This window comes from Sphaerisporangium perillae (assembly GCF_023276435.1).
Lineage (GTDB): Bacteria > Actinomycetota > Actinomycetes > Streptosporangiales > Streptosporangiaceae > Sphaerisporangium > Sphaerisporangium perillae.
Window position 1 is genome coordinate 62469 of sequence record NZ_JALLPO010000012.1, and the last position, 17181, is coordinate 79649.

Annotated in this window: 16 protein-coding genes; 9 read left to right on the top strand and 7 right to left on the bottom strand. The window is 70.4% G+C overall.

Annotated features, from left to right (window positions below; translation table 11 throughout):
- Positions 1-39: 39 nt before the first annotated feature.
- Positions 40-804, bottom strand: a complete 765-nt coding sequence (locus tag MYF83_RS13725) for a rhomboid family intramembrane serine protease (RefSeq protein ID WP_248960680.1) — start codon at positions 802-804, stop codon at positions 40-42.
- Between the two features lie 177 nt (positions 805-981).
- Positions 982-1893, bottom strand: coding sequence for an NADP-dependent oxidoreductase (locus MYF83_RS13730; RefSeq protein WP_248960681.1), 912 nt, complete (start codon positions 1891-1893; stop codon positions 982-984).
- A 332-nt stretch (positions 1894-2225) separates the two neighbouring features.
- Between MYF83_RS13730 and MYF83_RS13735 the strand changes: the two genes are divergently transcribed.
- Positions 2226-2693 (top strand): hypothetical protein, encoded by a 468-nt coding sequence (locus MYF83_RS13735; protein WP_248960682.1) that lies wholly within the window; start codon positions 2226-2228, stop codon positions 2691-2693.
- 249 nt (positions 2694-2942) lie between these two features.
- Positions 2943-3995: a medium chain dehydrogenase/reductase family protein gene (locus MYF83_RS13740; protein WP_248960683.1), complete on the top strand. Its 1053-nt coding sequence runs from the start codon at positions 2943-2945 to the stop codon at positions 3993-3995.
- On the opposite strand, the gene MYF83_RS13745 is transcribed toward MYF83_RS13740, so the two are convergent.
- Positions 3961-4392, bottom strand: a complete 432-nt coding sequence (locus tag MYF83_RS13745) for an STAS domain-containing protein (protein WP_248960684.1) — start codon at positions 4390-4392, stop codon at positions 3961-3963. The two genes, MYF83_RS13740 and MYF83_RS13745, sit on opposite strands and share 35 nt — an antisense overlap.
- A 393-nt stretch (positions 4393-4785) precedes the next feature.
- Here MYF83_RS13745 and MYF83_RS13750 point away from each other — a divergent pair, with 393 nt between their 5' ends.
- From MYF83_RS13750 to MYF83_RS13775, 6 genes are all read left to right on the top strand, one after another.
- Positions 4786-5100: a UBP-type zinc finger domain-containing protein gene (locus tag MYF83_RS13750; RefSeq protein WP_248960685.1), complete on the top strand. Its 315-nt coding sequence runs from the start codon at positions 4786-4788 to the stop codon at positions 5098-5100.
- A 16-nt stretch (positions 5101-5116) separates the two neighbouring features.
- Entirely contained in the window at positions 5117-6136 is a 1020-nt protein-coding gene (locus tag MYF83_RS13755) for an acyl-CoA desaturase (RefSeq protein WP_248960686.1), read from the top strand.
- A 148-nt stretch (positions 6137-6284) separates the two neighbouring features.
- Positions 6285-7226, top strand: a complete 942-nt coding sequence (locus tag MYF83_RS13760; RefSeq protein WP_248960687.1) for a LysR family transcriptional regulator — start codon at positions 6285-6287, stop codon at positions 7224-7226.
- Between the two features lie 239 nt (positions 7227-7465).
- Complete coding sequence (locus MYF83_RS13765) at positions 7466-7903, top strand: OsmC family protein (protein WP_248960688.1); 438 nt, start codon at positions 7466-7468, stop codon at positions 7901-7903.
- Positions 7904-7944: 41 nt separating this feature from the next.
- Entirely contained in the window at positions 7945-8640 is a 696-nt protein-coding gene (locus tag MYF83_RS13770) for a CBS domain-containing protein (RefSeq protein ID WP_248960689.1), read from the top strand.
- Between the two features lie 547 nt (positions 8641-9187).
- Positions 9188-10600 (top strand): M1 family metallopeptidase, encoded by a 1413-nt coding sequence (locus tag MYF83_RS13775; protein WP_248960690.1) that lies wholly within the window; start codon positions 9188-9190, stop codon positions 10598-10600.
- Between the two features lie 124 nt (positions 10601-10724).
- Here the strand turns inward: MYF83_RS13775 and MYF83_RS13780 are convergent, their stop codons facing one another.
- From MYF83_RS13780 to MYF83_RS13795, 4 genes are all read right to left on the bottom strand, one after another.
- Entirely contained in the window at positions 10725-11153 is a 429-nt protein-coding gene (locus tag MYF83_RS13780) for a S26 family signal peptidase (RefSeq protein ID WP_248960691.1), read from the bottom strand.
- Positions 11150-13039: an ABC transporter ATP-binding protein gene (locus MYF83_RS13785; protein WP_248960692.1), complete on the bottom strand. Its 1890-nt coding sequence runs from the start codon at positions 13037-13039 to the stop codon at positions 11150-11152. The genes MYF83_RS13780 and MYF83_RS13785 overlap by 4 nt, the downstream gene beginning before the upstream one ends.
- Positions 13036-13209: a hypothetical protein gene (locus tag MYF83_RS13790; protein WP_248960693.1), complete on the bottom strand. Its 174-nt coding sequence runs from the start codon at positions 13207-13209 to the stop codon at positions 13036-13038. The genes MYF83_RS13785 and MYF83_RS13790 overlap by 4 nt, the downstream gene beginning before the upstream one ends.
- A 584-nt stretch (positions 13210-13793) precedes the next feature.
- Entirely contained in the window at positions 13794-13970 is a 177-nt protein-coding gene (locus tag MYF83_RS13795; RefSeq protein WP_248960694.1) for a hypothetical protein, read from the bottom strand.
- 137 nt (positions 13971-14107) lie between these two features.
- On the opposite strand from MYF83_RS13795, the gene MYF83_RS13800 reads away from it, so the two are divergent.
- A complete protein-coding gene (locus MYF83_RS13800; RefSeq protein WP_248960808.1) occupies positions 14108-17098 on the top strand; it encodes an AfsR/SARP family transcriptional regulator in 2991 nt (996 codons plus the stop codon).
- Positions 17099-17181: the final 83 nt, after the last annotated feature.

Genomic DNA, 17181 nt, shown 5'->3' on the forward strand with positions numbered 1-17181 from the left:
CGGGGTCGTGGAAGGCGTGGGCCCGGCCCAGACTCGGCCTCACCGGGTAGCCCGCTCTACGCCCCCTGTGCCCGCGAGCGTGGCCTTCTGCGGCACCCGGGACAGGACTGCCGCGGTGACCAGGCCGCACACCAAGGCGACGCCGTGGTGGTCGGCGAAGGCCACCAGGACGAGACCGGCGACGGCGCCGATGGCAGGAAAGGCCCACCGGGGGAACCGCTCCCGGCGGGCGACCATCTGCACGCCGAGCGCGCTGATCACCGCCGTGGCTATCACCCCTGCGATGGAGTACCCGAGCACCCCGGTCCCCACGCTAGCGAGGGCGTAGTACGCGCCGGCCGCGCCCGCGAGCCCGCCGTCCGGGACTGCCGCCAGCAGTCCCTTCCCGGAGGCCGTCGTACCCCTGGCGGTCGGCTCGCCTGACAGGGCGGCGATCATCAGGCCGCCCGCGAGCCCGCAGACGGCGATCGAGTTGCCGGCGCCGGCGTGACCGAACAGGCAGCCGGCCGCCTGGCCGCCCGCCGCGCCCGCCGCGTACAGCAGGAGCCACCGCGCGCGCCCGAGGAGGCGTTCGGCCAGGAAGCCCAGCACCGCGAGCGTCGCGAGGTTGTAGACGGTGCCGAAGACGCCGCCGTCCTGGAAGACCAGCGAAGTCAGCAGCCGCCACCACTCGCCCGCCGCGATGGCCGAGAGGTCGCGCCTGAACGCCTTCTCCAACGCGGGGTGGGCGAGCTGAAGCAGGCTCGGCACCGCCGTGATGACGAAGGCGGCGAGGGTCAGGCCTGGGAAGCGGGTCTTGGTCACGGCAAGAATCGTGCCAGGAACGGCTCTGTCCCGGCAGAGAGCGATATCGCACGTGTGCCGGGACAAATGTCACATCAACCGGGGACGGGCAGGATTGACCGGCCGAGAGCGGCAGGCGGCGGGCCCTCGCGGCCATTCAGGCGGGGGCCCCGCGGCCGGTCAGGCGGGTGGCGAGGCTCAACCGATGGTGAGGACGACTCTGCCGCGGCCGTGTCCGGTCTCCACCTCACGGTGCGCGTCGGCCGCGCCATCCAATGGGAAGGTGCTACGGACGTGGATGCGCAGTTTCCCCTGCGTGTACAGGTCGGCGAGCTCGGCGAGCCGAGCCGCCGAGCGCAGGTTGGGCGTGACCCGGATACCGAGTTCCCGCGCCCTGCCGTGCTCGACGAGCGTAAGGATCCGATCCCGGTCGGCTACCAGGGCCAGCGACACGGTCAGCGCGTCGCCGCCGGCTCCGTCCAGGGCGGCGTCCACGCCGTCGGGTGCGACCGCCTGCACCCGTTCCAGCAGGCCATCGCCGTACGCGACCGGGATCGCGCCGAGCGAGCGGAGGTAGTCGTGGTTCGCCTCGCTGCCGGTGCCGATGACGGTGGCCCCCCACTGCGCCGCCAACTGGACCGCGACCGTGCCGACCGCGCCGGCCGCCCCATGGACGAGCACGGTGTCGCCCTTGCCGGCGCGCAACTCCTGCAGCGCGATGTGCGCGGTCTGCGCCCCGGCACTGAACCCACCGGCGACCTCCCACGGCATGCCGGCGGGTTTGGCGGTGACCTGCTCGGCGGGGACGACCAGGTATTCGGCGTAGGAGTTGAGCTGCCCGAAGCCGAGCACTTCGGCACCGGCCGCGACGCCGGTGACGCCGTCGCCGACCTGGTCGACCACGCCGGCGAACTCGTTGCCAGGAATCTTGGGCAGACCTGGTGCCACACCCGGCGGTGTCCAGCCCGCTCGCACCGCACAGTCGTACGGTTGTACTCCGGCGGCCTTGACGTGGACCCGGACCTGCCCGGTACCGGCCTGCGGGGTGTCGATCTCCATCAGCCGTAGCACGTCCGGACCGCCGTATCGCGAGAATGCCGCTGCTTTCATCAAGGCCACCTTCGTTGTCGTCAATGACGACCGAGTCTCTAACTTCAACCTTGGTTGAGGTCAAGCGAGGAGCCGCGACGCGCACGCAGCTCGGAAGCAGGGTTGGCGGAAGACGGCTCGACTTCACTGACACAAGGTGGCAGTGAAGCGGCTCTACGGTGCAGCCATGGCTTTCGCAGACCGATGTGCTTCGTCCGCTTGGGCCGGTCGCTGGTCGGACGCGTAGGGGCGTTGCCGCCGGTGCTCGGCGATCCGCTTCCCCAAAAGCACGACCTGATCTTGACGCTCATCTCGCCGATTCGCCTCCCCCAAGGCACGACAGGAGACCGCTCATGAACGACTTTGACTTCTACGCCGGCACGTGGGACGTCACCAACCGCCGACGGACGGACTTCCTCGAAGAGACGTGCTTCTTCCAGGAAGCGACCGAGTGGGAGGAGTTCCCGGCCGTCAGCCGGGCCTCCCGGCATTTCGAGGGCGGGGCGAACTTCGACGAGATCGAGTTCCCAACGAAGGGCTTCGGCGGTCTCACCTTGCGGCTGTACGACCCCGAACGCGAGGAGTGGTCGCTGTACTGGGTCAATAGCCGGACCGGCACGCTGACCACGCCGGTCGTCGGCCGGTTCATCGACGGCCGGGGTGAGTTCTACGGGGACGACACCCTGGCGGGCAAGGAGATCCGGGTGCGCTACATCTGGTCGGGCATCACCGCGAACTCCGCCCGCTGGGAGCAGGCGTTCTCGGTGGACGGGGAGAAGACCTGGATCACGAACTGGATCATGGAGTCAACCCGCCGCTGACCTTGCGCCGTGTGTCTCGTCCTTCATGGATGAGACACACGGCCTCTTCGTCATTGGTGGGCGGTCTTGCACGGCCCTGGGGGCCTTGGTGCGGGTGATCCCATGTCGGCCCCTGTCACGGTGGTCGAGGACGACGAGGTGATCCGTAAGACGGTCACCCGGCTGCCGCTTCCCTGATCCAGGATTGGATGTTACTGTAACTTTAGTTACAACATCTAACCAAAGAACCAGCATCTTAGGAGATGGGTCATGGAAGCGACCGAGATCGTGTTGCCAGGCGTGGTGGAGCCGGAGGCGCTGCAGGTGCGGGTCAGGGAGCTCCCCCGGCTCGAGGTTGGACAGGCGCTGGTGCGGGTGGAGGCGAGCGGGGTGTCGTTCGCCGAGCAGCAGATGCGCCGGGGGAAGTACTACGACCAGCCCGCGTTCCCGTTCGTCCCCGGCTACGACCTGGTGGGGACCGTCGAAGCCGTCGGGGACGAGGCCGCCGCGGACGCCGCCCGCATCTCCGTCGGGCAGCGGGTCGCCGCTCTCACGAAGATCGGCGGCTGGGCCGACCGTGTCGTGCTCGACCTGGCCGACCTGGTTCCGGTACCGGACGGGGTGAGCGCCGCGGAGGCCGAGACGGTCGTGGTCAACGGCATCACCGCATGGCGGATGCTGCACCGGACCGCCCGGGTGCGCGCCGATCAGACGATCGTCGTGCTCGGGGCGAGCGGCGGGGTCGGGTCGACGCTCGTCCAGCTGGCCCGGCATGCCGGGATCCGCGTGATCGGGACGGCCTCGCCGCGTGGTCACGACCGCCTCCGCGGCCTTGGCGTGATCCCCGTCGACTACCACGATGACGTGCCCGCGCGGGTGCGCGAGCTCGCGCCGGACGGCGTGGCGGCGGTGTTCGACCATGTCGGCGGGCCCGGCGTCGTCGACTCGTGGCGGATGCTCGGGCGCGGCGGCACGCTGGTCTCGTACGGCAGCGCGTCCACCCGCGACCAGCCGGGCAGCGGGCAACTGACGGTGCTCAAGCTGGTGGCCAGGCTGGCGGTCTGGAACGCCCTGCCGAACGGGCGTCGCGCGTACTTCTTCAACCTGTGGGCCGGCAAGGCACGCCATCTCGACCGCTATCGCGCCGAGCTGCGCGCCGACCTGGGGCGGCTGTTCGCCCTGCTGGCAGCCAGGGACATCACCGCGCAGGTCGCTCGCACCTTCCCGCTGACCGGCGCGGCGGCCGCACTGCGCTACGCCGAGGCCGGCGGTTTCACCGGCAAGGTCGTCATCGTGCCCGGCCATCCCGAGGCGAACGCGTGAACACGGCCGCGAGCTTCGCGGATCCGGCTCCCGTCCCGGACGCCGGCGACCAGCCGGTGAGGTCGAGCAGGCGCCGCACCAGTGGGGACGCCGACCGCAACGTCAGAACATGATCGCCCTCCAGCCGGGCGGCGGCGGCGACCAGGATACGCAGGCTGCCGACATCGATGAACGTCAGGCCGCTCAGATCGACGCAGATGTCGCGGCTGCTCCCCATCGCGGCCAGCGCCCTGATCAGAGCGGGCAGGGTCGTGGCGTCGAGGTCACCGTCGACGCGCAGGCCACGATGCTCGACGAGCGCGGTGATGCGCGGATCCCGGTCGAAGGCCGCGAGGGGGGTGCGGATCGGTTCGGCTCCGAGTCCGTGAGCGCTGCCGGCCATTTCCATGCTGTTCATGCCGTCTCCTATGGGACTGGACAAGATGACCGCACGGCTACAGACGGCATAGAAACGTTGCGATGGTGTCAGCGAGATCGTCGTGATGGCTTAATCATCCGCCCAGCTCGACGGAGCGGAAACCAGCGATCGTGACCTGACTTATCACCGCCGGTGATGACTGGAGGTGTCGTCGTGGGCAGGCAGAATGGCCGCCCGGTCCGGGAGCGGGTTCCAACCCCCCATGACACGGCGAGCCGGACGAGAATGCCTGGTCAGGTCGACGGCGTCGGACCCGTGATCGCGGCCGGTGATGAGGCTTGCTGGGATTGGACGTTTCCCCTGGTCCGCCGATCGCGTTGACTGAAAGACGTTCAGTCGGCGCACCTCGCGTCGCTGTCGCCTGGGGGGGACATGATGACCCAGGACATGCAAGGCATGAACATGGCCGTACGCGGCGGCCTGAACGGTCAGGCGCCGCGCTGTGACCACCTCGATATGGTCCCGGCGGCGGAACCCGGGTTGCCGGAATGCGAGAAGTGCCTGGCGTCCGGCTTGAGCTGGGAGCGCCTGCTGGTGTGCCTGACATGCGGGTGGGTCGCCTGCTCGGACGATTCGTCGGGTGGTCACGCCCAGGAGCACTACAGGGAGACCGACCACCCGGTGGTCTCCGCCTTGGAACCTGAGACGGCTTGGCGCTGGTGCTACGTGCACGGGCGGACCGTGTGAGCGGACGGAAGAGGTTATGACTGTTTCCGAACAAGCGGTGCGAGATCGGGAGGTCTACGACGGCGTATCCCCCTTCCCCCGGGCCGCGGAGCACGCTCCGGCGGGCGGAGCACAGGTAGGCCTGACCGGGGCGATCGTCATCGTGCCGTTCGTCGCGTTGGGGACCGGGATCTGGCTGGCGTGGGGCACCGGGGTCACGCTCACCGATCTGCTGCTGGCAGGGGTCTTCTACGTGGTGACCGGGCTCGGGGTGACGGTCGGGTTCCACCGGCTGTTCACCCATGGGTCCTTCACGGCCCGGCCGTGGCTGCGCGTTGTCCTGGCGATGGCCGGGTCGATGAGCTTTCAGGGCAACCTGATCGACTGGGTGGCGGTCCACCGCCGCCATCATGCGTTCACCGACCGCCCTGGCGATCCGCACTCGCCCTACCGGTACGGCGCCGGCCTGCGTGGGCAGCTACAGGGGCTTGCCCACGCCCACCTCGGCTGGATGTTCGCCGACGATCAGACTCCGGTCACCCGCTACGCCCCCGACCTGCTCGCCGATCCGGCGATGGCAAGGGTGGCGCGCGCCTTCCCCGCCCTGTGCGCGGTGTCGCTGACGCTGCCGTTCCTGGCCGGCTGGGCGATCAGCGGCGAGCTGTACGGCGGGCTGACCGCGTTCCTTTGGGCCGGGCTGGTCCGGGTCGCCCTGCTGCAGCACGTCACCTGGAGCGTCAACTCCCTGTGCCACGTGATCGGCAGCAGACCCTTCACCACGCGCCGCCATGATCGCTCCACCAACGTGTGGCCACTGGCCCTGTTGTCGTTCGGAGAGAGCTGGCACAACGGCCACCACAGCGAGCCCAGCTGCGCCCGCCACGGCCTGGACCGGCACCAGGTCGACCCCTCCGCCGGGCTGATCCGGGTCTTCGAGCGCCTGGGCTGGGCCACCGGCGTGCACTGGCCCGATCGCGATCGCCTCGAACACCGCCGCGCCGCCCCGTCCGTGGAAGCGCGCGCATCCGCAGGTGATGCCGCCAGGAGGAAGGCCTGAGACCGCATCACCGCCTGGACCGAGAGTGAGACGCGGCTACTCTCCAGGAAACGGTTCGCTTGCTGTACGGCCGCCGGCCGCCGCGGGGACCTAGGGTGGACCAAGACGGTCCGCATCAGCGCCGCCCAGGTGGAAAGGGGTGGCGGACATGGAGCTACGCCAGCTCCGCTACTTCGTGACGTTGGCCGAGGAACTGCATTTCGGCCGGGCGGCGACCCGCGAGCACATCGTGCAGTCCGCGCTGAGTCAGCAGATACAGCGGCTCGAGCGCGAGATCGGGGTGCGACTGCTGAATCGCAGCACCCACCACGTCGAGCTCACCCCGGCCGGCGTGGTCTTCCTCGTCGAGGCACGGCAGATCCTCGACCATGTGGGCCGGGCGGCGCACGCCGCACGAAGCGCCGCCGCGTCATCGCCCACGGTCCGGGTCGGCATCATCGACGCCAGCTACGATTCCATGCCGCAGATCCTGCGCGCCGTCCAGCAGAGCCATCCTGAGCTGACGATCCACCAGGTCGAGGCCGGCACCCCCGAGCAGTACCGGCAACTGGCCGATGGGCGCCTGGACATCGGGATCGGGCGCGCATCACAGGCCCCTCCCGAGGTGGCCTCCGAGTTGATCCGGCTCGATCCACTCGGCGTGCTCATCCCCGACGACCACCGCTTCGCCGCCCTGGACGGCGTGCCGGTCGCCGACCTCGTGAACGAACCGCTCCTGCTCGGCGAGGACAGCCAAACGCCGGAGTTGAACCAGTTCGTCACCGAGCTGTGCCGCTCTGCCGGATTCTCGCCCACCATCTACGAGGGAACCGTCGAGAGCAACCGCGCCGCCGCCGACCTCGTGCTCCAGCACCGCTGCGTACTCTGCGTTCCCTCCTCCTACCGCACGTCCAGCCAGCCGGGCACCATATGGCGTCCCCTGATCGAACCGACGACCCGCTACCCGTGGTCGCTCTTGTGGCGCTCGAGTGACCCGCCCCGCCACGTCGCCGCCGTCATCGACAGCGCCAGACGACTCGCCCGCCGGCTCGACTGGCTGGACACATCGGCCTCACCCACTAACGATCACCGTCGAGCCGGTACGTCTTGACCGCCCCGCTAAGGACGCTGCGCCCGCTGGACCATGATGGCGGCGTTAGCAGGCCCGGCACGTCGACGTGCCGCTCGCGTGCCCGTTCCAGCACCCTCGCCCATGGTCCAAGGTCCTCGGCGGTGTCAGGACGTTCGTCCAGCGATCCACGGACGAAGTCCCCTACCGGACGGAGGCGCCGCGTGTGAACGGTGGAGAAAGGATCCGGCGGTCAATCGCACACGTTTATGGAGCCATCCGTGGAACACAACCGGAACGGCACGCTGAGCGTGCTCTGGCACGGCGGAAACCGCTTTGACATCCAGGTCCGCCGCCACACGATCCGCGTCGACCAGTCCATGGACTTCGGCGGGGGCGACACCGGTCCCACTCCTGTGGAGCTGTTCGTCGGGAGCCTCGCGGCCTGCGTCGCGCACTGCGCCGAACGCTATCTCCACCGCTGCGAGCTGTCCGCAGGGGTGACGGTGACCGCCGACTACGAGATGGGTCTCCGGCCGGCGCACGTCAGCCACATCAAGCTGGTCATCGAAGCTCCGGGCGTCCCCGAAGGACTGCGGGAGTCCTTCAGCAACGTCATCCAGCACAGCGCCGTGCACAACTCGCTACGGCTGCCTCCGGAAACGACCTACGAGATCCGCATCGCGGAGGCCGCCGCCGCCGTCAGAGTCCAGCAGTAGCCAGGACAGGCGCCGCGGAGCCGTGGCGGAAGGAGTCGATCGTGCACAAGAAGGTGCGGGACGTCATGACCAGGGAGGTCGCGTCCGTCAACGGCAGCACACCGTTCAAGGACGTCGCCGAGGTGCTCGTCCGGCATGGAGTGAGCGCGGTCCCGGTGGTCGACGGCGAGGGGCACGTCATCGGCGTGATCTCCGAAGCCGACCTGCTCCGCAAGGAGGAGTTCAGGGAGCAGTACTACGGCGAAGACTACCGGCCTTCCCTTCGTTCCCGGCTTCGCCGGCATATCGGCGGCCAAGGTGGGAGCCCGGAGGAGAAGGCGCGCGGGGAGAGCGCGGCCGAGTTGATGACCAAACCGGCGATCACGGTGAGGTCGTACACCTCCGTGGTGACCGCCGCCCGTCAGATGAGCGAGCACGGGGTGAAGCGACTTCCGGTGGTCGACGACGACGGCCTGCTCGAGGGCATCGTCAGCCGCCACGATCTGCTCACGATGTTCGTCAGAACCGACGACGACATCGCCGACGAGGTGCGCGATGACATCGTCGAAGGAGCCCTGTGGCCATACTCGCCTGCCGTCCACGTTTCGGTGGCCGGTGGCGTCGTGACGCTGAGAGGCCAGATGGCGACCCGCGGCGACGCGCGGATGATCGTACGAATGACCGAGCGGGTCAACGGGGTGGTCGACGTGCTCGACGAGCTGGGGTGGAGAGAGGACGACATTCCCGCCGGCGACTGAAGGCGGCGCCGGTATTGAGGCGGCACAGGACGAGCCGGTTTCCCTTCCCGACCCTGATGATCGGATCCTCCGCCACCTCCCCCGGTACGGGGTCGTCAGGTACGGTGCGCTTGATGATGCACCGTCCGGGCGGCACCGGGTCCTCCACCACGACGGCCTGTCCCGGACGGACCTCCGCTTCTTGAGATCGTCCGGGTCCACGTCCCGCAGGTCGACTCCTCCCCAGCGGATCGAGCCGGACGTCGGCTCGAGCATCGAGCATTCCGCATGCTGTGTTCCTTGCCCTGCGCGCACTATGCACCTCTAGGCGATTCGGTCAATCTTGACCGGTTTGCGCGGGTCTTTGTACGATCTTCATCGTCCTATCGGGGCGCCGCCGCGGTGTCGCATCAGGAGACGCCGCTCCTGTCCGGGAATGGGCGTCGTCCTGCCTCCGATGCATTCTCGGCGAGCGTCCGTAGTGTTGTCGCCGATCACGCGCGCGGCGCCGGTGTACCCCTGTTCGCGTGACGAGGTGGGCTCCCGCGGGAGCACTGAGAGGAATCGCATGAGGTCTCGTAGTTTGCGTGGCGCGGTCGTCGCGGCAGGGCTTTCGGTGCTGGTCGGCGCGCAGCCCGCGCTGGCGGCGCCGGCGGGCCACGGTGAGCCGCGCTATTCGGCGGGTGCGCCCAGCGTTGGGGATCCGTACTTCCCCGACGAGGGCAACGGGGGCTTCGATGTGCTGCACTACGACGTCGCCTTCGACTACGAGCCGGCCACCAGGCACATGGTCGCCACCACGACCATCACCGCGCTGGCGACCCAGGATCTGGACCGGTTCGACCTTGACTTCCGCGGCCCGGAGATCAGCGCCCTCCTCGTCGGCAAGCATCCGGCGTCGTTCCGGAGGGACGGGCAAGAGCTCGTCGTCACCCCGCGCCCGAAGCTGAAAAGCGGCGAGCAGTTCACTGTGGTCGTGAAGTACGCGGGCACGCCCCCGGTCATCACCGACCCGGACGAGTCCATCGAGGGCTGGGTGCCGACCGACGACGGCGTGTTCGTGCCGGGCGAGCCGCAGGGGTCCCCCGCCTGGCTGCCCGGCAGCGACCACCCGACGGACAAGGCGACCTTCACCTTCCACGCGACCGTGCCGGAGGGTCTCACCGCCGTCGGCAACGGCCAGTTGCTGTCGCAGAAGACCGTCGGCGGCCGTACGACGTTCGTGTGGGACTCCACCGAGCCGATGGCGACCTATCTCGCTACGGTGACGATCGGGAAGTTCCAGGTCGCCCGGTCGGCCACACCGAGCGGGATCCCGATCTACACCGCCGTCGACCCGCAGCTCGCGAGCCAGTCGGCGGCGACCGTCGCCAGGATCCCCGACATCATCGAATACTTCGGCTCCCTGTTCGGCCCCTACCCGTTCGCCTCCGCCGGGGCGATCATCGACCGGGCGCCGGATGTCGGATACGCCCTGGAGAGCCAGACCAAGCCGATCTTCTCCAGCTCGCCGAGCCTCAACACGATGGCGCACGAGATCGCCCACCAGTGGTACGGGGACAGCGTGTCGCTCAGCCGCTGGTCCGACATCTGGCTCAACGAAGGCTTCGCGACCTATGCCCAGTGGATGTGGACCGAGCACAACGGGGGCGCCACGACGCAGCAGACCTTCAACAGCGCGAGCAACTACGGGCGCGCCGCGACCTCGGCGTTCTGGCAGACCGTCACGACGGACCCCGGCCCGGTGGACATGTTCGGCAGCGTGCCCTACAACCGGGGCGCGATGACGCTGCACGCGCTGCGCGGCAAGATCGGCGACACCGCGTTCTTCCAGCTGCTCAAGCAGTGGGCCACCGCACACCGGTACGGCAACGTGAGCACCGCCGACTTCATCGGCGAGGCGCAGAGCGTGTCGGGCATGGATCTGACGAACTTCTTCGACGTGTGGCTGGTTCAGAAGGGCAAGCCGGCCACCTGGTGATCTCGAACGGCGAGGTCTCCCACCCGTCATCGAGACGGTCTACGCCGCGAACGCCCGCCGCCTGATCACCTGAAGCACTCCCGGCCTCGCGTCCGTTGACGACATGATCTCCGGCAGCGTGCTCTCAACCGCGGAGACTGCGGGACACCACCCCGAGCAGGCGGCCGGCGGGGATGTAGCCGAACCTGCGGGAGTCGGCGCTGGCCGCGGGGTTGTCGCCCAGGAGGACCAGGCAACCCGCCGGGACCCGGGAGCCGGGTGCGGCGCCCGCGGCCGCCGCCACCTCCCCCGGTACGGGGTCACCGGGTAGGGCGGCCGCGCGCTTGATGATCCACCGTCCGGGCGGCACCGGGTCCTCGACCACGACGACCTGGCCCGGACGGACCTCGGCCAGCGGCGCCCTGCGGACCAGGACCCGCTCCCCCTCCCGGTAGGTGGGCGCCATGCTCTCGCCGTGGACCGTCACCACGAGGTACCGACGCCGTGCCCGGAGCCCGATCGCCAGGATGGCCGACAGGGTGAGCACGACCGCCAGGGAGACCAGCCCCGTCATGGTTCGATCGCGGTGGCGGTGAGCTCGTCCCGGTGTCCCTCGGCCTGGAGGTCCAGGTGACCCTCAACCTCGGGGCCCCGGTAGCCCTCGGCTTGGAGGAGGAAGAGCTTCGCGTACGGGCCGTCCGTGCGCAGGAGCTCGTCGTGGGTGCCCTGCTCGGCGATCCGGCCGTCGTCCAGGACCACGATCAGGTCGGCGTCGCGGATCGCGCCCAGCCTGTGGGAGATGAGCAGGCTCGTCCTGCCCGCTCGAAGCCCGCGCAGCCGGCGGTGGATCTCGTGTTCGGCGCGGGCGTCGAGCCCGGCGCTCGGCTCGTCGAGGATCATCATGTCGCAGCCTTCCCGGATGAGCGCCCGGGCGAGTGCCAGGCGCTGCCACTGCCCGCCGGAGAGGACCACGCCCGTGGAGGAGTCGTCCTCTTCCATCTCCCTGAAGAAGCTGCGGCTCAGCATGGTGTCGTAGCCGCGGGGCAGCTTGCGCACGGCGTCGTCGATGCCCGCCCGCCGTGCGGCGGCCGCGATGCGTTCCCGGTCGCCGATCGCCGTCAGGTCCCCGAGCCCGATGTTCTCCGCGGCGGTGAAGTCGTAGGACATGTAGTCCTGGAAGACCGCCCCGAGGCGCTTCCTGAGATCGTCGGGGTCCATGTCCCGCAGGTCGACTCCACCCCAGCGGATCGAGCCGGACGTCGGCTCGTAGAAACGGCACAGCAGTTTCACCAGCGTGCTCTTGCCCGCGCCGTTGAGCCCGACGAGGGCCACGCAGGATCCGCGCGGAATGGTGAAGTCGACTCCGCGCAGGATCCACGGGTGGTCCTCGCTGTACCGGAACCAGACGTCGCGTAGCTCGATGTCGCCGGCGGCGGGAATCCCCCGGGGGCGTTCGGGCCGTGGCAGGTCGGGTTCCATGCGGTCGAGGGCCAGGTAATGGCCGAACATCAGCAGTTCCTGGTGGGTATAGGCGGCCTGCTCGGCCAGGGAGCTCAGCGCCGTCTGCACGGCGGCCACCGCGACCACGAACATGGAGACGTCCCCTGCGGTGCCCTGGCCGTTCAGCGCCGCGTTGATCGCCACGAGCAGTCCGGCGCCCGCCGTGCCGGCGCTCACCAGGCTCAGCGCCGACTGGGTGAGCAGCTCGCGCCGGTCCAGGCTCCGGTGCTCACCGTTCGCGCGCATACGCTCGGCCCGCATCCGCCCCTGCAGGAAGTGGCCGAGCCCGAAGAGCCTGATCTCCTTCGCCGCCTGTACATCACCGAGCAGCCGTCCGTAGAAGATCTCCCTGCGCTCCATGGGGCTGATCTTCCACATCACCTGGGCCCTCCGGCGGCTGAGGGAGAGCTCGGCGATCAGGGTGGGGACGGCGGCGCCCAGCACGGCCGCGGTGATGACCGGACTGATCACCACGAGGGAGACCAGGAAGCCGAGCACCGTGACGGTGTTCTGGGCGATGCCGAGCGCGCCGTCGACGATCTGGCCGGGCGTGTGCCGCGCCGCCTGGTCGGCGAGGCGCAACCGGTCCAGGAACGCGGGGTCCTCGAACCTGGACAGGCCGGTGAAGCCGTTGACCTTGGTGTACAGCCGGTCCTGCGTGCGGAGCGCGGTGGCGCGGCCGAGTTCCGCCCGCAGGTACCGGCGTGCGTGCGGCAGCGTGAGCGCCAGCACCCCGAGGGAGACCAGGGCGATCGCCGCGGGCATGACCGCGGTTCCCTCCCCCGTCAGCCCGTCCAGCACGATCTTAGTCAGCCAGGCGGTCGCGACGGGGATGGCCGCCGCGGCCAAGGTGACGGCCACGTAGGCCGGCAGCAGCAGCGGACCGGCCTGCCACCCGAGGCGCAGCGCCGCGCCCAGCTCCGCGAGCCGGGACCACCGGACCTCCCTCTGTGCGGTCATGCCGGGATCGGGTCCTTGAGTACCGACAGGTCGAATCCCGCGGTGGTGACGGCGTGCGCTTCCCCGACGCGGCAGAACGTGGGGAAGGCGTTCACCTCGAACGCCGTGGCCACCGGTCCCTCGTGGTCCTCCACGACCACGCGGGCGACCTCTGCCAGCGCGTCCGCCATGGCATCGGCGTGGGGGGGGGGGGGGGGGGCCCCCCCCCCCCCCCCCCCCCCCCCCCCCCCCCCCCCCCCCGCCCCCGCCCCCCCCCCCCCGGGGGGGGCCCCCGCCCCCGGGGGGGGGGGGGGGGGGCCGGCCCCCCCCCCCCCCCCCCCCCCCCCCCGACGCCGACGACCACCGCCAGTGCCCGGTCCTTGCCCCCGGGCAGTGCTCTGACGTGTTCGGCGAACTCCGGCAGGCTCGTCCGGCATGGCTCGCAGCCGGGAGAGAAGAATCCGACGACCGTGCCCGGTTCGAGGTCGCGGCGCGACACCGCCTGGAGATCGACCGTGAGCGCGTCGAAGTGCCCGACCGTCGACCCGACCGCGGGAAGGCGCGCGCCTGGGCCACCGGATCCGGATAATTCGGACAACTTCTGTGTGTGTTCTCGTAATCTCCGCACCACCGCGAGTATCAGAATGAGATTCAGCCCGCAGAGGATGCTCAGCACGATCCCGACCGCGGTGAGATAGGGCGCCATATCAAGTCCTCTCAGGTCGATGTCCCGCCGGCCGAATGGGCTCCGGCCGGCGGGCGGGGAAGGTCGCGGCTACGGCCGGTAGACGCAGGAGCCGCAGATGATCACGTTGTCGTCGGGGTAGTAGCAGCAGTACCGGGAGTGCCGGGCGCCGCACTGCTCGTAATAGCAGGACGCGGCGTCCGCGTGCCCCCTGGGAACCAGGAGCCCGAGCAGCCGGTCGGCCAGCGAGCCGATTCTTCTCGCCATCGTTCTTCCCCTCTCTGAACGCGGATCCGGTTTTCAGTGATCGTCGGAAATTGTTGTTCTCAGCTGTAGAAGTGCCGTAGAAAAGGCGTAGAGCTTCTGTTCAGGACCACGTCCGAATGGAGATCCGCTTGGCATCGATGAGGTTCCGCTGCCTAGGGCCTCTGGAGGTGTGGGACGGCGAACGCTGGGTGCCGCCCAGCGGACGCAAGGTTCGCGGTGTGCTGGCCGCCCTGCTGGTCAGGGCGGGGCAGAACGTGTCAACGGACTATCTGGTCCAAGAGCTGTGGGGGGAGGCGCCTCCCTCCTCGTGCAGGACGTTGGTTCGCGGATACGTCCTGTCGCTGAGACGGCTGCTCAACGACCGCGACGCCGACGTCCTGCGGTACCGCGACGGCGGCTACCGGCTGAACGTCGAACGCGACGCCGTCGACGCTGCCTGTTTCGAGGACCTCTGCGACGAGGCGGGGCGGTTGCGGGCTCGCGGCGACCCGGCGGGGGCCGCGAAACCGGTGCGGCGCGCCCTCTCGCTCTGGCGCGGGCCGGTGATGGCCGACGTGCCCGTGACCTCCTCGCTGGCCACGTACGCCGACGTACTGGGCGAGCGCAGGCTGGCGGCGCTCGAATGGCGGATGGAGGCCGACCTAGAGGAGGGCCGGGCGGAGGATCTCGTCAAGGAGCTGGTGAGCCTCGTGGCGGAGCACCCGTTCCGCGAGGGGTTCGCGGTCCTGCTCATGCGCGCCATGCACCTGTCGGGACGGCGTTCCGAAGCGCTCAAGTTCTTCGCCGACCACCGGCGGCGGCTGAGGGACGACCTCGGCGTCGGTCCCGGCCCCGAGCTGGGCCGCGTGCACCAGGAGGTCCTGGTCGACGAGCGCCGCCCGGCGGCGCCGAACCAGCGCCAGGGGCCGGTTCAGACGCCGCCCTGCCTGGCCGACTTCACCGGTCGCCAGAAGGAGATCGAGCACTGGACGGCGGTGCTGGCCGCGGACGGCCCGCGGGCGCTCAGGACCGTCGCGATCTCCGGCCGCGCGGGGGTCGGGAAGACCACGCTGGCCGTCCACCTCGCGCATGGCCTCAGGGAGGGCTACCCCGACGGCCAGCTGTGCGCGGACTTCACCGGCCAGACCGCGCCCGCGGCGGTGCTGGGACAGTTCCTGCGCGCGCTCGGCGTGCCCGGTCCCTCGGTCCCCGAGACCCTCCCCGAGCGGGTCCAGCTCTACCGCAGCCTGCTCGCGGACCGGCGGGTCCTGGTGCTCGTCGACAACGCCGACGCCGAAGCGCAGGTACGGGCGCTCCAGCCGGGGTCGGCCGGCTGCGCGGTGGTGGTGACGAGCCGCAAGCGGCTGCTGGGTCTGGAGTCCGCCTCCTTCGTCGACCTCGACGTCCTAGAGCCCGGCGCGGCTCTCGACCTGTTCGCCAAGATCGTGACCGCCGGGCGGGTCGAGCAGGAGCCCGAATCGGCGCTGGAGATCGTCGAGCTGTGCGGCCGGCTGCCGTTGGCCGTGCGGATCGCCGGGGCGCGGGTGACGGCACGGCCGGGGTGGCGGCTGTCCGCCTTCGCGGCGGAGCTGCGCGACGAGGCGTCGCGGCTCGACCGGCTCCGGGCCGGCGACCTCGACGTGAAAGCCGCGATCGGCACCTCCTACGCGGGCCTCGACGAGCCGCAGCGCCGGCTGTTCCGGCTGCTCGGGCTGCTCGACGCGCCCGACTTCCCCGGCTGGGCCGCGGCCGCGCTGACCGGTACGTCCGAGCGGGTCGCGGACGAATGGCTGTTCGGCCTGGTGGACGCGCGCCTCGTCGACGAGATCGGGCCCGACCTCGCGGGACGGGCGCGGTTCCGCCTGCACGAGCTGATCCGGATCTTCGCCCGCCATCGCGCGGAGACCGAGGACGACGCCGCCGGCGGCCGGGAGGCGCTGTGCCGCGCGTTCGGCGGGTGGCTGCTGCTCGCGGAGGAGGCCGACGCGCGCCTTCCCGCACGGACCTTGGCCGCGTTACATCCCAGCGCGTCCCGCTGGCGGCCCGACGCGGCGGAGAGCATGGTGAGCGACCCGTTCGCCTGGTTCGAGACGGAACGACGGACGATCATCGCTTCGGTGCGGCAGGCGGCCGGCCTGGGCGCGACGGAATACGCGTGGGGGCTGGCGGCCGCCGCCCAGACCTTCTACGAGCTGCGCGACGCCCCGGAAGGCACGCGTACGCACCAGGTGGCGCTGGCCGCCTGCCGGGAGGCCGGGGACCGCCTGGGCGAGGCGATCATGCTGCGCAACCTCGCCGACCTGCATTCCGGCAAGTCCGGCACCGCGCTCGACGACAAGCTGGAGTCGACCGGCTCGTCCTGCCGGATCTTCCGCGAGCTCGGTGAGCGTCGCGGCCTGGCGGACGCGCTGTACCTCTGCGGCGACGCGCACCGGCTGCGGGGTGACCACGACCAGGCCCTCACCCGGCTCCACGAGAGCCTGGAGATCGCCCGGTCGTGCGATTACCTGCTCGGCGAGCTCCACGTGCTCCAGCAGTTCGGCATCATCGACAACGAGCGGGGACGCCTCGACGAGGCGCTAGAGCACGCGCGGCGCGCCATGGTGATCGCCGAGAAGCTCGCCGGCCCGCGTGAGGAGTGCGTCGTGCGCACGCTGCTCGGGGTGATCCACAAACGGGCCGGCCGGTACGACGAGGGCGCCGAGCAGTTGCGCGAGGCCGTGGCCAAGGCCAGGTCGTCGGCCGATCCCCTGCTGGAGGCGCAGGTGCTCGCCCATCTCGGACAGCTCTACGCCGATCACGGTCACCCCGACGCCCGCCGGACGCTGGAGCGCGGCCTGGCCGCCGGCTCCGCCTGCCACTACGACTTCGGCCAGGCGGTCGCCCTCCACGGGCTCGGCCTCCTGGAGAGCGCGGAAGGACGCCACGAACAGGCCATCGCCCGGTTCCGCGCCGCCGCGGTCCTGTGGGAGCGGCTGCAGCACGCGTACGGAAGAGCGCGGACCATGGGCGCGCTCGGTGAGGTCTACGCGAAGGCCGGCGACCGGGCGGCCGCACGCCTCTCCCTTGCCGAGGCGCGCCGGCAGTACCTCGAACTCGGCAACGAGACCGAGGCCGCACGCCTCACCGCCCTGACCCCAGAGGAATGAGCACAGCCGCGCGGGCGGAGCGGCGAGGTGATCACCCCTGACCGCGCAGGTCCGCGCCGGCGCGGGGATGTCCACAGGCTGTG

What these genes read in the sequence shown, in the direction of transcription:
- MYF83_RS13795 (WP_248960694.1), bottom strand. Translation starts at nt 13,970, where the DNA reads ATGGCGAGAAGAATCGGCTCGCTGGCCGACCGGCTGCTCGGGCTCCTG.
- MYF83_RS13745 (WP_248960684.1), bottom strand. Translation starts at nt 4,392, where the DNA reads ATGAACAGCATGGAAATGGCCGGCAGCGCTCACGGACTCGGAGCCGAA.
- MYF83_RS13750 (WP_248960685.1), top strand. Translation starts at nt 4,786, where the DNA reads ATGATGACCCAGGACATGCAAGGCATGAACATGGCCGTACGCGGCGGC.
- MYF83_RS13775 (WP_248960690.1), top strand. Translation starts at nt 9,188, where the DNA reads ATGAGGTCTCGTAGTTTGCGTGGCGCGGTCGTCGCGGCAGGGCTTTCG.
- MYF83_RS13735 (WP_248960682.1), top strand. Translation starts at nt 2,226, where the DNA reads ATGAACGACTTTGACTTCTACGCCGGCACGTGGGACGTCACCAACCGC.
- MYF83_RS13760 (WP_248960687.1), top strand. Translation starts at nt 6,285, where the DNA reads ATGGAGCTACGCCAGCTCCGCTACTTCGTGACGTTGGCCGAGGAACTG.
- MYF83_RS13780 (WP_248960691.1), bottom strand. Translation starts at nt 11,153, where the DNA reads ATGACGGGGCTGGTCTCCCTGGCGGTCGTGCTCACCCTGTCGGCCATC.
- MYF83_RS13740 (WP_248960683.1), top strand. Translation starts at nt 2,943, where the DNA reads ATGGAAGCGACCGAGATCGTGTTGCCAGGCGTGGTGGAGCCGGAGGCG.
- MYF83_RS13790 (WP_248960693.1), bottom strand. Translation starts at nt 13,209, where the DNA reads ATGGCGGACGCGCTGGCAGAGGTCGCCCGCGTGGTCGTGGAGGACCAC.
- MYF83_RS13785 (WP_248960692.1), bottom strand. Translation starts at nt 13,039, where the DNA reads ATGACCGCACAGAGGGAGGTCCGGTGGTCCCGGCTCGCGGAGCTGGGC.
- MYF83_RS13755 (WP_248960686.1), top strand. Translation starts at nt 5,117, where the DNA reads ATGACTGTTTCCGAACAAGCGGTGCGAGATCGGGAGGTCTACGACGGC.
- MYF83_RS13800 (WP_248960808.1), top strand. Translation starts at nt 14,108, where the DNA reads ATGAGGTTCCGCTGCCTAGGGCCTCTGGAGGTGTGGGACGGCGAACGC.
- MYF83_RS13730 (WP_248960681.1), bottom strand. Translation starts at nt 1,893, where the DNA reads ATGAAAGCAGCGGCATTCTCGCGATACGGCGGTCCGGACGTGCTACGG.